21 protein-coding genes are annotated in these 17880 nt (G+C 32.6%); 10 read left to right on the forward strand and 11 right to left on the reverse strand.

Annotated features, from left to right (window positions below; translation table 11 throughout):
- Nucleotides 1–49: 49 nt before the first annotated feature.
- The 3 genes from hxlB to nagB form a co-directional block, all read right to left on the reverse strand.
- The gene (gene hxlB / locus KA824_RS09805; RefSeq protein ID WP_107386570.1) at nucleotides 50–598 is read right to left on the reverse strand and encodes a 6-phospho-3-hexuloisomerase; all 549 of its coding nucleotides are present in this window, start codon (nucleotides 596–598) and stop codon (nucleotides 50–52) included.
- 1 nt (nucleotide 599) lies between these two features.
- The gene (hxlA, locus tag KA824_RS09810; RefSeq protein WP_107386569.1) at nucleotides 600–1232 is read right to left on the reverse strand and encodes a 3-hexulose-6-phosphate synthase; all 633 of its coding nucleotides are present in this window, start codon (nucleotides 1230–1232) and stop codon (nucleotides 600–602) included.
- 115 nt (nucleotides 1233–1347) lie between these two features.
- A complete protein-coding gene (gene nagB / locus KA824_RS09815; RefSeq protein WP_107504836.1) occupies nucleotides 1348–2076 on the reverse strand; it encodes a glucosamine-6-phosphate deaminase in 729 nt (242 codons plus the stop codon).
- 358 nt (nucleotides 2077–2434) lie between these two features.
- On the opposite strand from nagB, the gene KA824_RS09820 reads away from it, so the two are divergent.
- From KA824_RS09820 to KA824_RS09840, 5 genes are all read left to right on the forward strand, one after another.
- Nucleotides 2435–2794, forward strand: a complete 360-nt coding sequence (locus KA824_RS09820) for a YojF family protein (protein WP_107386567.1) — start codon at nucleotides 2435–2437, stop codon at nucleotides 2792–2794.
- Nucleotides 2795–2806: 12 nt separating this feature from the next.
- Complete coding sequence (gene bshB2 / locus KA824_RS09825) at nucleotides 2807–3472, forward strand: bacillithiol biosynthesis deacetylase BshB2 (RefSeq protein WP_019468220.1); 666 nt, start codon at nucleotides 2807–2809, stop codon at nucleotides 3470–3472.
- A 14-nt stretch (nucleotides 3473–3486) separates the two neighbouring features.
- Entirely contained in the window at nucleotides 3487–4365 is an 879-nt protein-coding gene (folE2, locus tag KA824_RS09830; RefSeq protein WP_107386566.1) for a GTP cyclohydrolase FolE2, read from the forward strand.
- 492 nt (nucleotides 4366–4857) lie between these two features.
- Nucleotides 4858–5565, forward strand: a complete 708-nt coding sequence (locus KA824_RS09835; protein ID WP_133171196.1) for a helix-turn-helix transcriptional regulator — start codon at nucleotides 4858–4860, stop codon at nucleotides 5563–5565.
- A 29-nt stretch (nucleotides 5566–5594) separates the two neighbouring features.
- Nucleotides 5595–5933, forward strand: a complete 339-nt coding sequence (locus tag KA824_RS09840; RefSeq protein WP_107385811.1) for a transcriptional regulator, SarA/Rot family — start codon at nucleotides 5595–5597, stop codon at nucleotides 5931–5933.
- A gap of 136 nt (nucleotides 5934–6069) precedes the next feature.
- Here the strand turns inward: KA824_RS09840 and KA824_RS09845 are convergent, their stop codons facing one another.
- The 3 genes from KA824_RS09845 to tadA all read right to left on the reverse strand — a co-directional run bounded on the left by KA824_RS09845 (nucleotide 6070) and on the right by tadA (nucleotide 8117).
- Nucleotides 6070–6636, reverse strand: a complete 567-nt coding sequence (locus KA824_RS09845) for an NADPH-dependent FMN reductase (protein ID WP_103211207.1) — start codon at nucleotides 6634–6636, stop codon at nucleotides 6070–6072.
- An 18-nt stretch (nucleotides 6637–6654) separates the two neighbouring features.
- Nucleotides 6655–7527 (reverse strand): Cof-type HAD-IIB family hydrolase, encoded by an 873-nt coding sequence (locus KA824_RS09850; RefSeq protein WP_107384015.1) that lies wholly within the window; start codon nucleotides 7525–7527, stop codon nucleotides 6655–6657.
- Nucleotides 7528–7607: 80 nt separating this feature from the next.
- Nucleotides 7608–8117 carry a tRNA adenosine(34) deaminase TadA gene (tadA, locus tag KA824_RS09855; protein ID WP_107385813.1) on the reverse strand — a complete coding sequence of 170 codons (510 nt, stop codon included), beginning with the start codon at nucleotides 8115–8117 and terminating at the stop codon, nucleotides 7608–7610.
- Between the two features lie 64 nt (nucleotides 8118–8181).
- Here tadA and KA824_RS09860 point away from each other — a divergent pair, with 64 nt between their 5' ends.
- Nucleotides 8182–8799, forward strand: a complete 618-nt coding sequence (locus KA824_RS09860) for a deoxynucleoside kinase (protein WP_107385814.1) — start codon at nucleotides 8182–8184, stop codon at nucleotides 8797–8799.
- Entirely contained in the window at nucleotides 8792–9454 is a 663-nt protein-coding gene (locus KA824_RS09865; RefSeq protein WP_107384018.1) for a deoxynucleoside kinase, read from the forward strand. Before KA824_RS09860 ends, KA824_RS09865 begins: the two co-directional genes overlap by 8 nt.
- Nucleotides 9455–9653: 199 nt before the next feature.
- On the opposite strand, the gene KA824_RS09870 is transcribed toward KA824_RS09865, so the two are convergent.
- Nucleotides 9654–10043 carry a hypothetical protein gene (locus tag KA824_RS09870; protein ID WP_107385815.1) on the reverse strand — a complete coding sequence of 130 codons (390 nt, stop codon included), beginning with the start codon at nucleotides 10041–10043 and terminating at the stop codon, nucleotides 9654–9656.
- A 216-nt stretch (nucleotides 10044–10259) separates the two neighbouring features.
- Nucleotides 10260–10946 carry an HAD family hydrolase gene (locus KA824_RS09875; RefSeq protein ID WP_107385816.1) on the reverse strand — a complete coding sequence of 229 codons (687 nt, stop codon included), beginning with the start codon at nucleotides 10944–10946 and terminating at the stop codon, nucleotides 10260–10262.
- 165 nt (nucleotides 10947–11111) lie between these two features.
- On the opposite strand from KA824_RS09875, the gene KA824_RS09880 reads away from it, so the two are divergent.
- Nucleotides 11112–11627, forward strand: coding sequence for a cupin domain-containing protein (locus tag KA824_RS09880; protein WP_308811666.1), 516 nt, complete (start codon nucleotides 11112–11114; stop codon nucleotides 11625–11627).
- 136 nt (nucleotides 11628–11763) lie between these two features.
- On the opposite strand, the gene KA824_RS09885 is transcribed toward KA824_RS09880, so the two are convergent.
- Complete coding sequence (locus tag KA824_RS09885) at nucleotides 11764–12840, reverse strand: branched-chain amino acid aminotransferase (RefSeq protein ID WP_107384022.1); 1077 nt, start codon at nucleotides 12838–12840, stop codon at nucleotides 11764–11766.
- Nucleotides 12841–13389: 549 nt separating this feature from the next.
- The gene (locus KA824_RS09890) at nucleotides 13390–14346 is read right to left on the reverse strand and encodes an NAD-dependent epimerase/dehydratase family protein (RefSeq protein ID WP_107385818.1); all 957 of its coding nucleotides are present in this window, start codon (nucleotides 14344–14346) and stop codon (nucleotides 13390–13392) included.
- A 406-nt stretch (nucleotides 14347–14752) separates the two neighbouring features.
- Here KA824_RS09890 and fusF point away from each other — a divergent pair, with 406 nt between their 5' ends.
- Nucleotides 14753–15397 (forward strand): fusidic acid resistance EF-G-binding protein FusF, encoded by a 645-nt coding sequence (gene fusF, locus KA824_RS09895; RefSeq protein ID WP_107385819.1) that lies wholly within the window; start codon nucleotides 14753–14755, stop codon nucleotides 15395–15397.
- A gap of 191 nt (nucleotides 15398–15588) precedes the next feature.
- On the opposite strand, the gene KA824_RS09900 is transcribed toward fusF, so the two are convergent.
- Complete coding sequence (locus tag KA824_RS09900; RefSeq protein ID WP_107504830.1) at nucleotides 15589–16479, reverse strand: LysR family transcriptional regulator; 891 nt, start codon at nucleotides 16477–16479, stop codon at nucleotides 15589–15591.
- 121 nt (nucleotides 16480–16600) lie between these two features.
- Here KA824_RS09900 and KA824_RS09905 point away from each other — a divergent pair, with 121 nt between their 5' ends.
- Nucleotides 16601–17782: an MFS transporter gene (locus tag KA824_RS09905; protein ID WP_107385821.1), complete on the forward strand. Its 1182-nt coding sequence runs from the start codon at nucleotides 16601–16603 to the stop codon at nucleotides 17780–17782.
- Nucleotides 17783–17880 lie beyond the last annotated feature (98 nt).

A 17880-nucleotide genomic window follows, 5' to 3' on the forward strand; every position in this document is an offset into this window, starting at 1 on the left:
TTTTTTAACATATAACATACTCAACGACAATATATTTTACTGTAATACACTATTCTAAATTAGCATGATTACTTTGCATCGTTTCTTCATCGACTTTAAGTTCGTTCATTAAATCTAATACTAGACTATCTAAAAAGACTTGCGCTGCTTGTTCAAACAAACTACCTAAAGGTTGTGCGGATCCTTCTGCATCATATTTTGTACCTGCAGGAAGTTCTATAACCGTATTAGCCAATGCACCAATTGCCGAATTCGGATTCGTTGATAATAACACGACTTCTGCATCGACAGATTTTGCTTTTTCAACTAATAATCTCAAATGTTCCGTTGAACCTGAACCTGAAATGACAATAAATAAATCATCTTCAGTAATTGAAGGTGTTGTTGATTCACCAACAACATAAGCAAATTTTCCAAGTTGATTTAAACGCATAGCAAAACTATTTGCTACAAATCCAGAACGTCCTTTACCCGCTACAAAAACATGATTTGCTTTAGTCACTTGTGATAAAAAAGCTTGTGTTTCACTATCTTTAACATGAGATAACGTATGATCTAACTCGTCTAAAATCAAACGATAATTTGTAATTTCACTCATCTTATCTACCTTCAATCGCGTCTCTACATTGTTTTGCTGCTTCAACTGGATCATCCGCGTTAGCAATACCACCGCCAACTACAACTAAATCAGGTTCCTCAGCTACGACTTCTTTAATTGTATCTGGTTTAATACCACCAATTACAGCAACTTTAGATTGGTTAATTACTGATTTAACTTGTCTTAAACTTTCTAATGGAGATTCACCTTCTGCTTGTAAATCATAACCAGTATGAACAGCGATATAATCTGCACCTAATTCGTCTAATTCTTTAGCACGTTTTTGTAAGTCTTGTACTGCAATCATATCTACAAGTAATTCTTTATTATTTTTATGTGCTTCGTCTACTGCAGCTTTAATAGAAGCATCTTCTGCGACACCTAAAATTGTTACTACATCTGCACCAAATTTAACAGCTTGGCTTACTTCATAATCTGCTGCATCCATAATTTTTAAATCTGCAAGTACTTTCACACCATCTATATTATTATCTAAATGTTGTACAGCCGGTAAACCTTCATTTATCACAATAGGTGTACCAATCTCTACAATATCAACATAGTCTTTAACTTTATTTGCAAGTTCTGCCGCTTCCTCTTTATTTAATAAATCAATTGCTAGTTGTAATTCCAAAATGATCATCCCTTCTTGATTTAATGATAGGCATGGAAATCATGACCTAACTTACTTTATTTAAAAACTTACGCATAAACTATTTACCCTTACAATGATGATTTAAACTGAGAGATTATAAGCGTGGTGCTGCAGCGTCATCAACGTAAATTTCGACATCTGGATGTGCGAGCAATATCGTAGCTGGCACTTGTTTATTTACTTCATGCTTAGCTAATTGTTCAATTGCCGCTCTCTTTTTCTCTCCAAATGCTAACAAAATGATTCTTTTCGCTTTTAAAATTGAAGCCAAACCCATAGACACAGCTTGTTTAGGTACTTCACTTTCATTGTCAAAATAACGACTATTGGCATTGATTGTACTAGCTGTTAAATCTACAACTTGAGTTGTGCTATTCATATCAGTACCTGGCTCATTAAAGCCGATATGACCATTTTCACCTATACCTAATATTTGTATATCCAGTGGCCCTTTTTGATTGATTAAATCTTCGTATCTTTTCGTTTCTGCCATTAAGTCATCTGCAGCTCCATCTGGAATGTGTATTAAAGATTTCGTGAAATGTGGATAACGATTAAATAGAATATCATTCATATATCGATGATAACTTTGTTCATGTGTCGCTGATAAGCCGACATATTCATCCAAGTTAAATGTTTCTATTTCAGATACATCTAGTTGATTCTTTTGCAGTAAACTAACTAGAAATTCATAAACTTCGACCATTGTCCCACCAGTAGCTAGCCCTAACTTACTATGTGGTTGTTGACTCATTTGTTTAAACAATTCACATGCAACATAAAATGAAGCATATTCACTAGAACCTAAATTTGTAACTTTCATATTATTGCCCTCCCCAATATGTTGAATTTGTTATTTGTTATAAACAAAATTTGATGATACTTCTATTATATGTTCTTTTGATATTTTTTACAGAAAATAGATATTTAATAAATTGCAAATATTATATAAAATGACTAAAGGTGTAATGAGCAGACTAATACATTTTCATCGCTGTTTTTAGTAAAATAAATAGATAATCAAATTTTATGTATAAATCTAAGTTGAAATTCACTTTTCAGGTAGAAAATGTTTCAAAGTCAGTTTACACTAAAGATTAGACTAATTATTTTTATTAACACTTGTATAGTACAATTTATTTCATAAAAGTATAGGGTTTTGGAATCAAGGAGGCAAAAGTTTGGAACCAATAATAGATGAAAAAGTACAAACATTACTTTCTTCATATGAAGATAAACCCGTGTATTTACATGTAGAGACAACGAATGGTGCATATGCTGCACATTTTGATCAACGTGTATTTAACGCGGGCACTTTTTTAAGAAATATTCAAGTCACTTTTGAGCATGCACAGCTTAAAGGTGGCAATAAAGATCCATATCGCGTAGGTTTGAAACTCAAAGATGGCGGTTGGGTCTATGTTCAAGGTTTAACACACTACGAAATAAATGAACATGGTGAGTTTCTATTAGCTGGTTTTAATTATGAAGGTCAATTAGCAGCTGCTTTAGAAATAAGCACTCAATCATTTAAAGCATAAGGAGGATAAATCATGACAGAGGAAAGCCATGTATTAGTTATATTTCCACATCCAGATGATGAATCATTCTCATCTGCAGGTACATTGGCGCGTTATATAGATAATGGTGTACCAGTCACATACGCTTGTTTAACATTAGGTCAAATGGGACGTAATTTAGGCAATCCACCATTTGCCACTCGTGAATCTTTGCCGGACATTCGTGAAAAAGAATTAGAAGCTGCGATGGCAGCCATTGGTATAACTGATTTGCGCAAAATGGGATTGCGTGATAAAACTGTAGAATTTGAACCTCACGACGAAATGGATGAGATGGTGCAATCATTAATTGATGAATTAAACCCATCCGTCATCATATCGTTCTATCCTCAATTTGCAGTACACCCAGACCATGAAGCTACAGCAGAAGCAGTTGTGAGAACTGTGGGACGCATGAAACCATCAGAAAGACCCCGTCTACAACTTGTTGCATTTAGCAATGACGCGCCTGAAAAATTAGGTGAACCTGACATTCTAAATGAGATCAGTGATTATAAAGAGGTAAAACTTCGCGCTTTTGAAGCACACGCATCTCAAACGGGACCATTCTTGAAACAACTTGCTACACCTGATGTTTCTGGAGAAGCGCAAAGCTTTTTAGAAGTTGAACCTTATTGGACTTATAACTTTGAATCTTAAGTGGAGGCAATATCATGACAGAATTTGATTTATCAACTCGAGAAGGTCGATGGAAGCATTTTGGTTCAGTTGATCCAATCGAAGGTACAAAACCAACCGTTAAAGAAGAAATGACAGATTTGCAAAGCACGAATAAAAACTACTTATTTGAAATTGAAGAAGTAGGCATTAAAAATCTTGTATACCCTGTATTAGTAGATCGTTTCCAAACAGCTGGAAACTTCAGTTTTTCAACTAGCCTTAATCAAGATGAAAAAGGTATAAACATGAGCCGCATTCTAGAAAGTGTTGAAAAACACTACGATAATGGCATTGAATTAGATTTTGATTCTTTATATCGACTTTTGCGTAGCTTACAAGAGCGCATGGAACAAAATGCTGCTGGTGTTGATGTTTCAGCTAAATGGTTCTTTGACCGTCACAGTCCGATCACGAATATTAAAGCAGTAGGTCATGCAGATGTGACATACGGTATGGCGATAGACAAAGAAAGTATTACACGCAAAGAAATTACACTACAAGCTGCAGTTACAACATTGTGCCCTTGTTCAAAGGAAATTAGTGAGTATTCGGCACATAACCAGCGCGGTATCATTACAGTTAAAGCTATTTTGAACAACGAAGCTATTTTAACAGACGATTACAAAGAAAAAATCTTAGATGCAATGGAAGCCAATGCAAGTTCTATACTTTATCCTATATTAAAACGACCAGATGAAAAAAGTGTCACGGAACGCGCTTATGAAAATCCGAGGTTTGTTGAAGATTTGATTCGCCTTATCGCAGCAGATTTAGTTGATTTTGATTGGATTGAAGGCTTTGATATTGAATGCAGAAACGAAGAATCTATTCACCAACATGATGCTTTTGCAAAAATAAAATATAGAAAATAGCACGCATAGCTACAAATCAATATAGCAAGTCATCAAAAATTAGGCTACTGAATTTCTAAATGATAATAGAAGTTTAGCAGCCTATTATTTTTGATTCTAACTTTGTTTTATTTTCAAAAAATTTTCCCAACAATTAAACTTTCTATAGTTACTAAATAATGTTATTTTTCTCCAAATTCATTACTTAAATTTGTAATAGTAAAATTTTAATGGTTCATTTAAAAATACCACCACTAAATATCCCCATCTGCAACTAATTATAAAATAATGTATATTAACTGTTAAATTTTATTAATGTTCTATATACAATTTTCATATTAAAATAATGACAGTAGTAGTTTATAATTAATTTTTATTTTGATGTAAGTGGTGAAATCAATAAAATGGATTATACTTTAAAAACATATCATGCGAAGCAATGTCCCTATAAGTCAATTAAGCAGACCACATTTTCTGCATGTTTTTTTAATAACACAAGGAGAATTTATGGTTTTGAAAAACACTACTTTCCACCATTTTAAAGTAGGTGACGTATTTCATGTCCATGACTATGAATCCATTACACAAATCTCTTTTAACGGTAGTTTAATTTGTCTTTCACTAAATAATTTTTACTATTATCAATACTTTCAGAAACTAAATTTTGACGCTATTGAACATATATCGATTAAAAAAGAGAGACGCGTCCAATTTTTAGATATAGTTGATGCGATTCAACATCAATCTATAAGTAACTTAAACGAAGCCATTAAGCATTTGATTAAAAATATTCAATATTCTGAGTATCATAACTCGCAAAGTTCCGAAATACAATGCAGTTATAAAACAGCTTTAATTAAAGATGTGGTTCAATATGTAAACACACATTTAACTACTAAAATAACTTGCAAACAAATCGCTAATTATTTTTTTGTAAATAATAGCTTTCTATCAAGAGAATTTTCAACATTGATGAACTGTAAATTATCTCAATATATTACGTCATCTAAAATTCATGCTTCCGTATGTGATTTGCTTAACGGTGATCATTTAAATATCGTACAACAACGTTACGGTTTTCGTACTCAAAATGAATATTGCTATCTTTTCAACAATGTTATTGGTTGCCATCCTTCCGATATTCACCCCCATACAAAAAGTCGGTCAGAAATTCAACATTTAAAATTCGATTTTTATCAACAATTTCAATCTAACGCATAAAAGTAAAATATTAAAAGTGTGGTGACAACATGAATACTATTATTTATGAAGAAAAAAGAGGATTGATTAATAAAGTGGTGAAACAAAACTTGAATCTTACTATTTCCGAAGTAATCATTTTGGATAAATTACTCTATCTCAATAAAAATAAAATAAATGCTATTGAATTGAAAAAGTTATTACAAGTCCAAAATTCACCTGTTTCATCACAAATCAATCATTTTATCGAACTTAATCTTTTAAAAAAGTCTCGAGATCAAACTGATGAAAGATGTATTTATTTGCATGATATCAAGTTAGCAGAAATTAAACAGCTGATTGAACAATATCATTTAATTGTTGATTCAATACTTCACAGTAGTGCTTAATTCATTACCAACAACATAAGAGCGCATATAAAATCAAATTAACGTTTGATTTTATATGCGCTCCAAAAACCTTTAGATTATGTACATCGTAAGATACAACTTCTATTGTAATCTTTTAATCAAAAATAACTTCACATTATTTCAAATGTTCATACGGACTATTTTTTACAAACGAAATAATTTGATCTACAAATAATCTCGAACGTAATTGAAACTCCTCATTATCCAAATAATAAGTACCATCATCCAATTTATTATAATCTGTATCATGTGTCGCAATCTGCGTTGGTACTGCGATACCGAGTAATGAACGTACAATCAAACGTAAATGAGACAATGGTTCAGAACTTACAATACCACCACTGTTGCCGATTAACCCCACTGGTTTCATTTTAAAATCATCCATCGTTAAATGATCTAATGCATTTTTTAAAATACCGGAATATGAACCATGGTAGTTTGGTGTTCCTAATACAAAGAAATCTGCATTTCGCGCTTTAGTTTGTAATAATGTTAAATTATTTTTATATACTTCACTTGGCGAAGATACGCCAGAAACATCCAATTGATGAATTGGATGTTCTGCTAAATCAAAGATTTCTACCTCAAAATATTGGTCTTCAAAATGACCTTTTAAATAATGGGCTAAGGCATTTGTATGCGAGCCCATTTTAGCACTCCCTATTATGATTAATCCTTTCATCTACACTTTCACCTCATGCTATGATTTGTTATTTTCTCTAAGTAGTTTCATTATCGCTTTACCCACACCGCTTTGTTCATTAGAATCTGTTTCATATTTTGCGATTGCTTTAACTTCTGGTGCCGCATTTTCCATAGCGACTGAATAGCCAACGCGTTCCAACATTGAAACATCATTCATATTATCACCGATTGCCATAACATTTTTCATATCAATATTTAGGCGCTCTGCAATCGTGTTTAAAGCAATACCTTTTTGTGCATCTGAATGCGTAATTTCTATATTTCCGCGTGATGAAGAAGAAACTGCCAAACTTTCTGATTTTGCTAATGTTTCACTAACTCGATCAATTTTTTCTAAATCACTATCAAAAGCTAATATTTTCATTACAATTTCACCAGGTGTATCTTGAATTTTGTCATAATTATCAACTACTTTTAACGTACCGTTATCAATACGTTTTTGAATACCACTTTTTATTTTTTCCACATCTGCTTCTTGTCCAGCACGTTGCGCAATATCAATATAAATCTCTAAGTCCCGTAATGGATTTTCAGTATAGATGCCTAAGTTCGTATACACTTGATAGAAAATATTTTCTTTATTTAATTCTTCTGTAATTCGATTTATGAGTTCTCTATTTAAATTTGAAGTGCTCATAATATTAAATGATTCATCTCTTACTTCTGCACCGTTCAAACAAATATATGGCACTTTTAAATCTGTTTGGTTGATTGGTGCATTCGCCTCATAAAATGCACGTCCTGTAGCAATTACTACTGTGATGCCTTGTGATTGTGCATATTTGATAGCTTGGATATTGTCTTCTGATATTTCATGTGCAGCGTTCAATAACGTACCATCCATATCTGTTGCAATTAAATTTATCATTGGCTTACCTCGTTTCTACTTTATCTCAATAACACCTATTTAATGACACATTTATCATTCGCCATAATTTTGTAACACATTCATATTTTACCAAAAGTTTCACTATTTGTATTATCCTCTGTTCGTATGATTTTCTTCTTTTGTCTAATGTCTTTAAAAAATGTCTTCAATAAATGGCTACATTCCTCTGCTAATACGCCTGTAGTAACTTTTGCGCGATGGTTAAATCTCGATTCTTGCAAGAGATTCATCAAGCTACCTGCACAACCACCTTTTAAGTCTTGTGCCCCATAAATCACTTCGGGAATACGACTCATGACGATTGCGCCGGAACACATCACACAAGGCTCTAAAGTAACATAAAGTTTGCAGGATGCTAACCTCCAACTATTAAGCTGTTTGGCAGCCTTTTGAATCGCAATATGTTCAGCGTGTGCAGTAGGATCTTGGGTGGATTCTCGTAAATTGTGCGCCCGTGAAATGACTTCATTATCTTTCACGACAATGGCGCCTATTGGTACTTCTCCAATAGCACCAGCTTTTCGTGCTTCTTCTAGCGCAATTTCCATATAAAATTGGTCAGTATACATGTGTCTATCACCTCACATATGGTACAATATTTATTGTCTATTTTAACATTGGAGCGGTAAAAACATGAAAAAACAATTTATTGCTGTTGAAGGACCGATTGGTGTCGGTAAATCTTCACTAGCACATAAGCTTAGTCAAACTTTTAATTATTATGAAGAAAAAGAAATTGTAAATGAAAATCCTTTTTTATCCGATTTTTATGAAGACATTTCCAAATGGAGTTTCCAAACAGAAATGTTCTTTTTATGTAATCGTTACAAACAATTTCAAGATCTTGAAGCAATTCATACGGGCATCGTAAGTGATTACCATATTTATAAAAATAAAATATTTGCAAATAATACTTTAACACCTTCTGAATTCGATAAATTTTCTAGAATTTACGATATTTTAACTGAAGATTTGGAAATGCCAAATGTGATTATCTTTCTAGATGCAGATTTAGAAATATTGAAAAAGCGCATCGCATTACGCAATCGTAGCTTCGAACATCAGATAGAAGACGACTACTTACTTAATTTAAAACGTGATTATAATGCATATTATCGTTCATTAAAAGCAGATGGTGAAAGTGTGATTCGAATAGATACGACTGATTTAGATTTCATGAAGCAAGAAAATGATTATAATTATATTTTAAATTTAGTGCAACCATTGATTGGAGGAAAAGATGATGAATAAATACGGTATCCCTCAAGATGCTGTGATAACAATCGCTGGTACAGTCGGCGTTGGAAAATCAACATTAACGAAAGCTTTAGCACAAAGATTAAATTTCAAAACTTCTTTTGAAAATGTAGATCACAATCCTTATTTGGATAAATTTTATAATGATTTTGAAAGATGGAGCTTTCATTTGCAAATATATTTTTTAGCTGAGCGTTTCAAAGAACAAAAACGTATGTTTGAATACGGTGGTGGTTTTATCCAAGACCGCTCAATATACGAAGATGTTGATATTTTTGCTAAGATGCATGAAGAACAAGGCACAATGAGCCCAGAAGACTTCAACACATATTCTGAACTATTTAATGCTATGGTCATGACACCCTACTTCCCAAAACCAGATGTACTTATTTATTTAGAATGTGATTATGATGAAGTGATTGATCGTATCAAACAACGTGGTCGCCAAATGGAAATTGAAACAGATCCAGAATATTGGCAAAAATTATTCAAACGTTATGAAGACTGGATTAGTGAATTCAATGCGTGTCCAGTTGTAAGGGTGAACATTAATGAATATGATTTACATGCAGATCCAGAATCTTTAAACCCTGTCATTGATAAAATCCGTCACATCATTGAAACTTATCGCAATGTAGATCAACGATAATATTTTCACTGTTTGAAAGTATTTAAAAAACAACAATACGTACGCTATAAAACAAATTTTGGAGCACACAATAAAGGGTCGGACAACGAAGTCATTTTAAATAAATTCATTCTGTCCCACTTCAACAAGATAACTCATTCACCTGAGTTAAAAGCCCATGCATAAGTCCCACTAACCCAACAAGTTGGGAAGTGGGACTTTATTCAATATGTTTACGATATATAATCTTTTCTATCTCATCTTCATCAACATATTTACTATAATAATATTCATCTGTTTGGTCGAGATCAAATGTACTTGCTTTATCTTCATCTTCAGTTCCAATATACAATTGACCCTCTACGTCTTGATATAAATCAAAAATAGCACCACTATATCTCGCTTCTTGATATAATTCATAAAGTTCATCAACATCGTCTCTGGCTACATTTTTATAATATAATGTATGCGCAGCGTGACGATATGTTTGTGCTTCAAAACCATGCTCTGTAGCTCGTTCATCTTCAGTAACTAACAATACCTCATTACTTACAATTTCTACCACTTTATATGTTTCCCCACGATAAGTTGCATATCTTCCATCAATCATTCAATCACCCCATATACGTTTTATACAAAAAGAGGCTGAGACATAATGGATTCGTACCAACCTCATTTCATATTGTCAGTAGATGACTGAACTGAAAATGCGCTTTAAATCAAATTTTTTCAATTCTAGTCATCCTTGCTGGGGTTGGACGACAAAATCTATTTAATATAATTAGATTTCTGTCCCACTCCCATATTTTGTGCATCATTTCTATTATTATAATATATCGACGACACTATTTGCAGTTTCAAAAATATAATCCGCTTGAGCAAAAGATTCTCTTAAGCCAACACCAGTTAAAACTGCAACTTTCAACCCTAATTTAGCATTGATGCCAGTTTGGATATCATTCGCAGTATCACCTATAATTGCTACATTTTCAGGTTCTACATTATATCTATAAAAAAGCGGATTCAACACTTCAGGATTTGGTTTTTCAACGGCATCCGCTTCAGTAGAAATTACAATATCGAAGTAATGGTCGAATTGTGTGTATTCCAAAAATTGCTCTACCCCTTTTTTAGAATCACTTGTCACAATACCTAATTTGTAACCTCTTTGTTTCAGCGTATCTAGTGTTTCGCTGATGCCTTCAACTAAAACATTTTCTGGCACCCTATTATCAACAAGTGTTTGACTTCTTTGTTGAGCCCAATTTGTTACATCTTGATTTGCAATTTTACAAAATGCCTCAATCATTTCATCTAATGCTCCTGACGCCATGATCGTACCTGGTTGAATTTCGCCATCTATGATACCTAAATACGCGTAACTTCCATCTATATCAGCAATCGAATCCTTATATGTTTCCATAAAGTCATCAACGAGTTGCAACCCTATTTTCATCCAACTGCGATCAAAATATATGATTGTGCCGTCTTTATCAAATAATATCCATTCCATGTTTTCAACAGCTCCTATGTTAAACAATATGTATCACTCAATTTACTACTTAATTTTAATATAAAAATCGTTCTTAAAACAAATAACTCAACTAACACACTGACTATGCACACCGTTTAAAAAACTAAAATTTAGGTTATGACGTATAGTAATACCACAAAAGAGGTGAATACATTGACGCCTAATCCTAATATTCAAATAGAAACCATTTCTTGCGACAGCGATGATTCGATTCCCAATAACTCCAGATATGCATTACTGCTATATAAAAATGTAATCAAGCCAAAAGAGAGCCCTCTAGATATTTTATCTAAGAACAATTGGTCAAATGCTTGGCGTGGTGGCATATTTCCAACACATCATTATCACAGCAATACACATGAAGTACTTATTGTTGTTTCAGGAAAGGCCACCGTACAACTAGGCGGTGAACTTGGCCCTCATGTAGATATACAACAGGGTGATGTCATTATCATACCAGCTGGTTTTGGCCATAAACTTGTTCATAGTCATCATGATTTTGCAGTAATTGGTGCTTACCCAAATGGTAATGATTATGATTTTTGTACAGGGAAACCTGATGAATGGCCACAAAATTTAGAGAACATCAAAAACATAAGTTTACCTGACACAGATCCAATATATGGCAAGGATGGCCCACTATATAAATATTGGCAATAAGTTGAAACATCGCTGTCTTAATGCTGATGGTTTTCAAACAAAAAAGAAGGAGCAAGACGCTGAAATCTTTGTTAAATTAGATTTCTGACTTGCTCCTTTTATTGTAATAACTATTGTTATCGATTTTTGAAAAAACTTAATATCTTGGTACAACTACTCTCCAGCCGTTCGGATCATCAAGTTTACCACTTTGAATACCAACATAATTATCATATAAATTTTGAGTTACTTCTCCTGTTTCATTATTATTGATAACTATTTCAGTATCGCCGTATTTCAATTGACCAACTGGTGAAATAACCGCTGCTGTTCCAGTACCGAATACTTCAGTTAATGCGCCATTATGGTGTGCTTCAATTAGCTCATCGATAGATACGCGACGTTCTTCTACCTCATAGCCTAGATTTTGCGCTAATTCAATGACTGTTTTTCGTGTAATACCTGGTAAAATACTACCATTTAATTCTGGTGTAACCACTTTGCCATTTTCTACAAAGAAGATATTCATACTGCCGACTTCTTCAACATATTTCTGCTCTACACCATCTAACCATAATACTTGATCATAGCCTTGTGCTGATGCATTTGTTTGTGCTAAAAGGCTAGCTGCATAGTTACCAGCAACTTTTGCATGACCAACACCGCCACGGACAGCACGCACATATTCATCTTCCACATAAATTTTTGTAGGATTTAAAGAGTCCCCGCCGTAATATGAACCTGAAGGTGATAGAATGATTAATAATTTATATGAATATGAAGGTCGTACGCCTAAAATACCTTCAGTAGCAAATACATAGGGTCTTATGTATAATGATTGACCTTCCCCCTCTGGCACCCAATCACGTTCGATATCTACTAATTGTTTTAAACCTTCTAACAAGGTATCTTCATCAACTTTAGGCATATCCAGACGTGCCAAAGAATTGTTAATACGTTTAAAATTTTCAGATGGTCGGAATAAATCTACCTCACCATCATGTTTGTAGGCTTTCAATCCTTCAAATACTGCTTGTCCATAATGTAATGCTTGGGCTGCTGGAGAAAGTTCAATTGGTCCATAAGGCACAATTTTCAAATCATGCCAACCTTGATCAATATCATAATCGAAACTGAGCATATAATCTGTGAAATATTCTCCAAATCCTAAATTACTTGGATCCGGTTTTTCTTTAAGGCTTTCACGCTGTATCAATTTAATTTTTTCTGACATGACTGTTTCCTCCAATGTTCTATTAATAGGTAATACATTAAATTATACCAATCAGAATAGTTTCGTTCAATAATTTTCAAAAAATTTAAAAAATAACAATATCTTTATGTTAGACTAATTAAATTTATTAAATCAAGCTTATCATTATATAAAAAAATAGTACATAAGTGGCTCTGATTAAAGTAAAAACATTCATATTTACTGATATACTTTAGAAATTCACATTTATATATCCAAATTTATTATTAGAAATTAAGCTTAAAGTTTTCATTGATCATATGTATTGAACAATGCGAAAAAAAGGCATATTTTTAGGGTTAAAACTTATCAATTGCATTAAATTGCCACAGTGCTACCGTTGACGTAAATAAGAGGAGTGACAGGCTTACGGGTGTGAAATATGTAACTCACATCCTAGACAAACATGTCCAATCAAAATTGTAAAAATTTAAATACAAAAGAACGCTAACCCACAATGGATTAGCGCTTTTATTTTGAAAAAAGATTATTATGTGTTAGTCACTGCTTCATCAATCATTGCAAAAATAATTATCTGACTTTATCTTTTCTTGAGATTTCTTTAAGCATCACTTCTGTCATTTTAGCCAAATCATATTTAGGGTTAAAGTCCCACTCTGCTCTAGCACAACTAGTGTCGATACTATTTGGCCAACTATCCGCAATTCCTTGTCTGTCTGGGTCAACTTCATAATTTAATTTAAAATCTGGGTAATGTTCTTGAATTGCCGCTTTGACCATTTCTGGTTCAATGCTCATTGCACTCAAATTATACGCATTACGATTAATTAATTTCACACCGTCTGCTTCCATTAGCTTGATAATTGCATCAACCGCATCTTCCATATACATCATATCCATAAATGTATCTTTGGCAATATAGCTTGTATACTGTCCTTCACGAACTGCTTTAAAATAGATATCTACTGCATAATCTGTTGTACCGCCACCAGGCTCTTTAATATGTGATATTAATCCAGGGAATCTAACACTTCTTGTATCTACACCAAATTTATCAAAGTAATATTGACATAATAACTCACCAGCAACCTTATTAACACCATACATAGAAGTTGGTCGTTGAATCGTAACTTGTGGTGTGTTTACTTTCGGTGTTGAAGGTCCAAATGCACCAATTGAACTTGGTGTAAAGAACTGTAAATCATATTCTCGAGCTACTTCTAAAGCATTTAAAAGACCACCCATATTTAAATCCCATGCAAATTGTGGATTTTTCTCAGCCGTTGCAGATAATAGTGCAGCCATATGCATTAAAGTATCTGGTTTAAAAGACTCAACGATTTCTGTCATTCTGTTTTTATCTGTAACATCTAAAATTTCAAATGGGCCATCAGCAATCGCTGAACCTGCTTCTGGCTCTCTAATATCTGTAGCAAGTACATTATCGTTTCCATATAACCCTCTACATTTTACTACAAGCTCCGTACCAATTTGACCTAAAGCACCTGTAATCATTATTTTTTTCATAATCAAAAACTCCCTTGTTTATTACAGAAAATGTAATGTATTTTTGTAGTGGACAAACACCTAGTATTTATAAATATTATACTATAAAAGCGCTTTTTTGTATACCACGAGTGTACATAAATCGATTTGTTATATTTTAATGATATTGTAGGCAAAAACTGAATATTGTTAAGTTTTTTATCTCAATTCACGAGAAAACTTTATCATATATTGCTTTTGACATTTCTTTATGAATTTGATATAAAACAAACAAATACATTACGTGGAGATGATGATATGTTGCATAACAATGCTTCATTATTAATACAAAGCAATTACTGTCTATAGTTTGATGCTTTGTTTAAAATTTCTTTTCACAAAGCATCTTTTGCTTTTAAGAATTATAATGTGAAAGGAATTTAAAAAATTGGAAAAACAACTTTATCCATATCAATTTAACTATATCAAAGAACGCATCGCACATTTACTTAATGCTTATAAATCTGTAAATGACTTAAATACAATTACTTCTATAAAAGAAACAACCAAAGAAGACATTTATCAACAGTTTCATCAAACAGACGATACGCTGATTGAAGCTATTGAAAAATTAATGAATATACGCATTTCTAAAGTTCAAGTAGATAAGATATTAGCAACTTTACAAACATATGTCATACCATTTGAACACCCTTCAAAGAAGCAAGTTGAAAAAACTTTTCGTAAAATTAAAAAGCTTAAATCGCCACTTATTAGTGATGAAATTCTTTTGGAAAGTACTTATATTGGATGGAACGATATCGCTTCAAACAGAAAATTCATCATCTATTATGACGAACAAGGATTACTAACTGGGTTTTATGGTGACATTGCTAACCAAACCGTTAAGGGTTATTGCGCAATTTGTAATAAGGAATCTAATGTCGCTCTATTTATGCGTAAAACTCGTACTTCTAGTGATGGACAATATACCAAAAAAGGTGACTATATTTGTTTTGACAGTATCAAATGTAACCAACAATTGTCAGACATTACACAATTTTATCAATTCGTCGATAAAATACAGTCATAAAATTTATATCTAAACTAACATGTTAGCCGTGCTAGGATATCAAGCACAAAATAAGGGGTAGTGAGACAGAAATCTAATTTTAATAATAAGATTTCGTCCTCCCACCCTTGTAGCGATGACTAAAATTGAAAAACGTAGCGCTCAAGCTCATGCATAAGTCCCACTTCTCAATTTATTGAGTTAGTGGGACTTTATTTTTTTAAATACTCAATAAAAGTACGAATTGTTTGTTCATTAACGCGATCAACATTTGTTAAAGCTGTAAAATAAATATAATAATCAAACGGCGAGCCAATGGGTAACATCTCAATTAAACCATTTAATATAAATGGATCATCTTCTAGCATCAAACTCGATACGATACTTACACCCAATCCTTCAGAAACTGTTTTAATCAATACACTTGGGTTATTCGTTCTAAACACAATTTTTAACGGCCCATTCTCATCTTCAAATGCTTTAAAATTATTATGATAAAAATTGCGATCATACAAGACAAAAGGAAACTGTTTAATCGATTCCATTTCAACCATGCTTTTTAAAGACAGTTTAGATTTTTTAGGTACAATTAGTTTAAAATCAGTAGATAAATTTAATGAATGTGGGACAATACGATGACTAAAAGTTTCATTTTCAGTTTTTCCTATAAGCCCGATGTCTATCTCATTATTTTCAATCATTTTTATAATCTCTTGTCTATCACTTTCAAACACTTCTACGTCAATATGCGCATAGTCCTTTTTAAAGTTTGATAAAGCTTTAGGTACAATTTTATTAAATAAAGTTGGTATGGTAGCTATTTTCAATGAACCTTTGATATTACTATGCAATGCTTCTACTTCAGATAATAAACCCGTCTGAGCTTCTAAAATATCTATAATCAAAGGTATAAGTCGTTTTCCAACTTCCGTCGGCAATGTCCCTTTGCGTGAACGATTAAAAATTTTATATCCTAACTCTGACTCTAAATTAGCAATGGACTGACTCATTGCTGATTGGCTAATATGCATAGCTTCTGAAGCATGAACAATAGATTCTAACTCATAAATCTTTTTTACGTACGATAATTGTTCAAAATTCATTATATCCCCCTTACATTAGTAAAGCTTATGTAAACTTAAAAAATTCTAATTATACATTAGTATATATTATCTATTATAATAAATCATGGTTAAAAATTTATATTAAAGGACGGTATTAAATATGTACGATAAACTCTGGTCAAAAGATTTTATCTTCATTACAATGACAAACTTTTTAATGTATTTAATACATTATACATTAATCGTCACTGTCACTATATTTACGATTGATAAATACCACGCCTCGGAAAGCATGGGTGGTTTAGCAGCTGGTATATTCATCATCGGTATGTTATTTGGACGTTTAGTATCGGGAAGAATTATCGATAATCTGCAACCTAAAAAAGTGTTAATATACGGTATTATTTTCTCAATCATCACTGTTGCTTTATACTTTGCAATCAACAGTCTTCTTATATTAATGATAGTAAGATTATTACATGGCATTGCTTTTGGTCTATCTTCAACTGCAACTGGTACAATTTCATCTAGAATTATTCCAGATAAACGTAAGGGTGAAGGTATTGGTTATTATGCATTAAGTGTAACGACCGCTTCAGCAATCGGACCATTCACTGGTATCATATTAAATCAAAGATTTGGTTTCGAATCTATTTTTATCGTTAGCTTGGCAGTCATTATTTTCGCTTTTGTTATCTCATTATTCATCAAAGGGTTACCAAAACCAGAACCGTCAACAACGGACAATGAATCTAAGCAAAAAGGGCTTAGTGCTTATATCCAAAAAGAAGCATTACCAATATCCTTTGTTATCATATTCGTTGGTATCGCATATTCTAGTGTACTATCGTTTTTAACTGTTTATACAGAACAAATCAACCTTGCTACGGCATCTAGTTTCTTCTTTATTGTATATGCAGTAAGTACCTTTGTTACACGTCCGTTTACTGGAAAAATTTATGATCATTTCGGTGAAAATAAGGTAATGTATCCAGTATTAATTAGCTTCATGGTTGGACTCATACTTTTAAGTGCAACACATACAAGTTTATTATTACTTATTTCAGCAATTTTTATTGGTATCGGTTACGGTACAATCATTCCAAGTGCGCAAGCGATTGCTATACAACAGTCTCCAGTAGAAAAAATTGGACTCGCAACTTCTACTTTCTATATGTTTGCAGATTTTGGTGCTGGTATAGGGCCATTTATTTTAGGTGTGCTTATCCCAATTATGGGTTATCGTAATTTATATATCACTATGGCTGCACTCGTTATTTTATCTATAGTACTTTATTTCATTCTACATGGAAAAAAAGTAGCTAAAAATACCAGTTATTAACGTTAAGCTTATGTAACCTAAACAAACCATTGATATACAAACGATTTCTTTAAATACAAAAGATCAGTTACAATATATTTTGTCGCACTAATAAGGCA

It is taken from the genome of Staphylococcus sp. GDY8P198P, assembly GCF_017891615.1.
In the GTDB taxonomy this organism is placed as follows: Bacteria; Bacillota; Bacilli; order Staphylococcales; family Staphylococcaceae; genus Staphylococcus; species Staphylococcus cohnii.

Bases quoted from the DNA above. Each gene is read 5' to 3' on its own strand.
- KA824_RS09890 (WP_107385818.1), bottom strand. From the start codon at position 14,346: ATGAAAAAAATAATGATTACAGGTGCTTTAGGTCAAATTGGTACGGAG.
- KA824_RS09860 (WP_107385814.1), top strand. From the start codon at position 8,182: ATGAAAAAACAATTTATTGCTGTTGAAGGACCGATTGGTGTCGGTAAA.
- tadA (WP_107385813.1), bottom strand. From the start codon at position 8,117: ATGTATACTGACCAATTTTATATGGAAATTGCGCTAGAAGAAGCACGA.
- KA824_RS09905 (WP_107385821.1), top strand. From the start codon at position 16,601: ATGTACGATAAACTCTGGTCAAAAGATTTTATCTTCATTACAATGACA.
- KA824_RS09865 (WP_107384018.1), top strand. From the start codon at position 8,792: ATGAATAAATACGGTATCCCTCAAGATGCTGTGATAACAATCGCTGGT.
- KA824_RS09840 (WP_107385811.1), top strand. From the start codon at position 5,595: ATGAATACTATTATTTATGAAGAAAAAAGAGGATTGATTAATAAAGTG.
- folE2 (WP_107386566.1), top strand. From the start codon at position 3,487: ATGACAGAATTTGATTTATCAACTCGAGAAGGTCGATGGAAGCATTTT.
- KA824_RS09845 (WP_103211207.1), bottom strand. From the start codon at position 6,636: ATGAAAGGATTAATCATAATAGGGAGTGCTAAAATGGGCTCGCATACA.
- hxlB (WP_107386570.1), bottom strand. From the start codon at position 598: ATGAGTGAAATTACAAATTATCGTTTGATTTTAGACGAGTTAGATCAT.
- KA824_RS09850 (WP_107384015.1), bottom strand. From the start codon at position 7,527: ATGATAAATTTAATTGCAACAGATATGGATGGTACGTTATTGAACGCT.
- KA824_RS09885 (WP_107384022.1), bottom strand. From the start codon at position 12,840: ATGTCAGAAAAAATTAAATTGATACAGCGTGAAAGCCTTAAAGAAAAA.
- bshB2 (WP_019468220.1), top strand. From the start codon at position 2,807: ATGACAGAGGAAAGCCATGTATTAGTTATATTTCCACATCCAGATGAT.
- nagB (WP_107504836.1), bottom strand. From the start codon at position 2,076: ATGAAAGTTACAAATTTAGGTTCTAGTGAATATGCTTCATTTTATGTT.
- KA824_RS09870 (WP_107385815.1), bottom strand. From the start codon at position 10,043: ATGATTGATGGAAGATATGCAACTTATCGTGGGGAAACATATAAAGTG.
- KA824_RS09875 (WP_107385816.1), bottom strand. From the start codon at position 10,946: ATGGAATGGATATTATTTGATAAAGACGGCACAATCATATATTTTGAT.
- KA824_RS09900 (WP_107504830.1), bottom strand. From the start codon at position 16,479: ATGAATTTTGAACAATTATCGTACGTAAAAAAGATTTATGAGTTAGAA.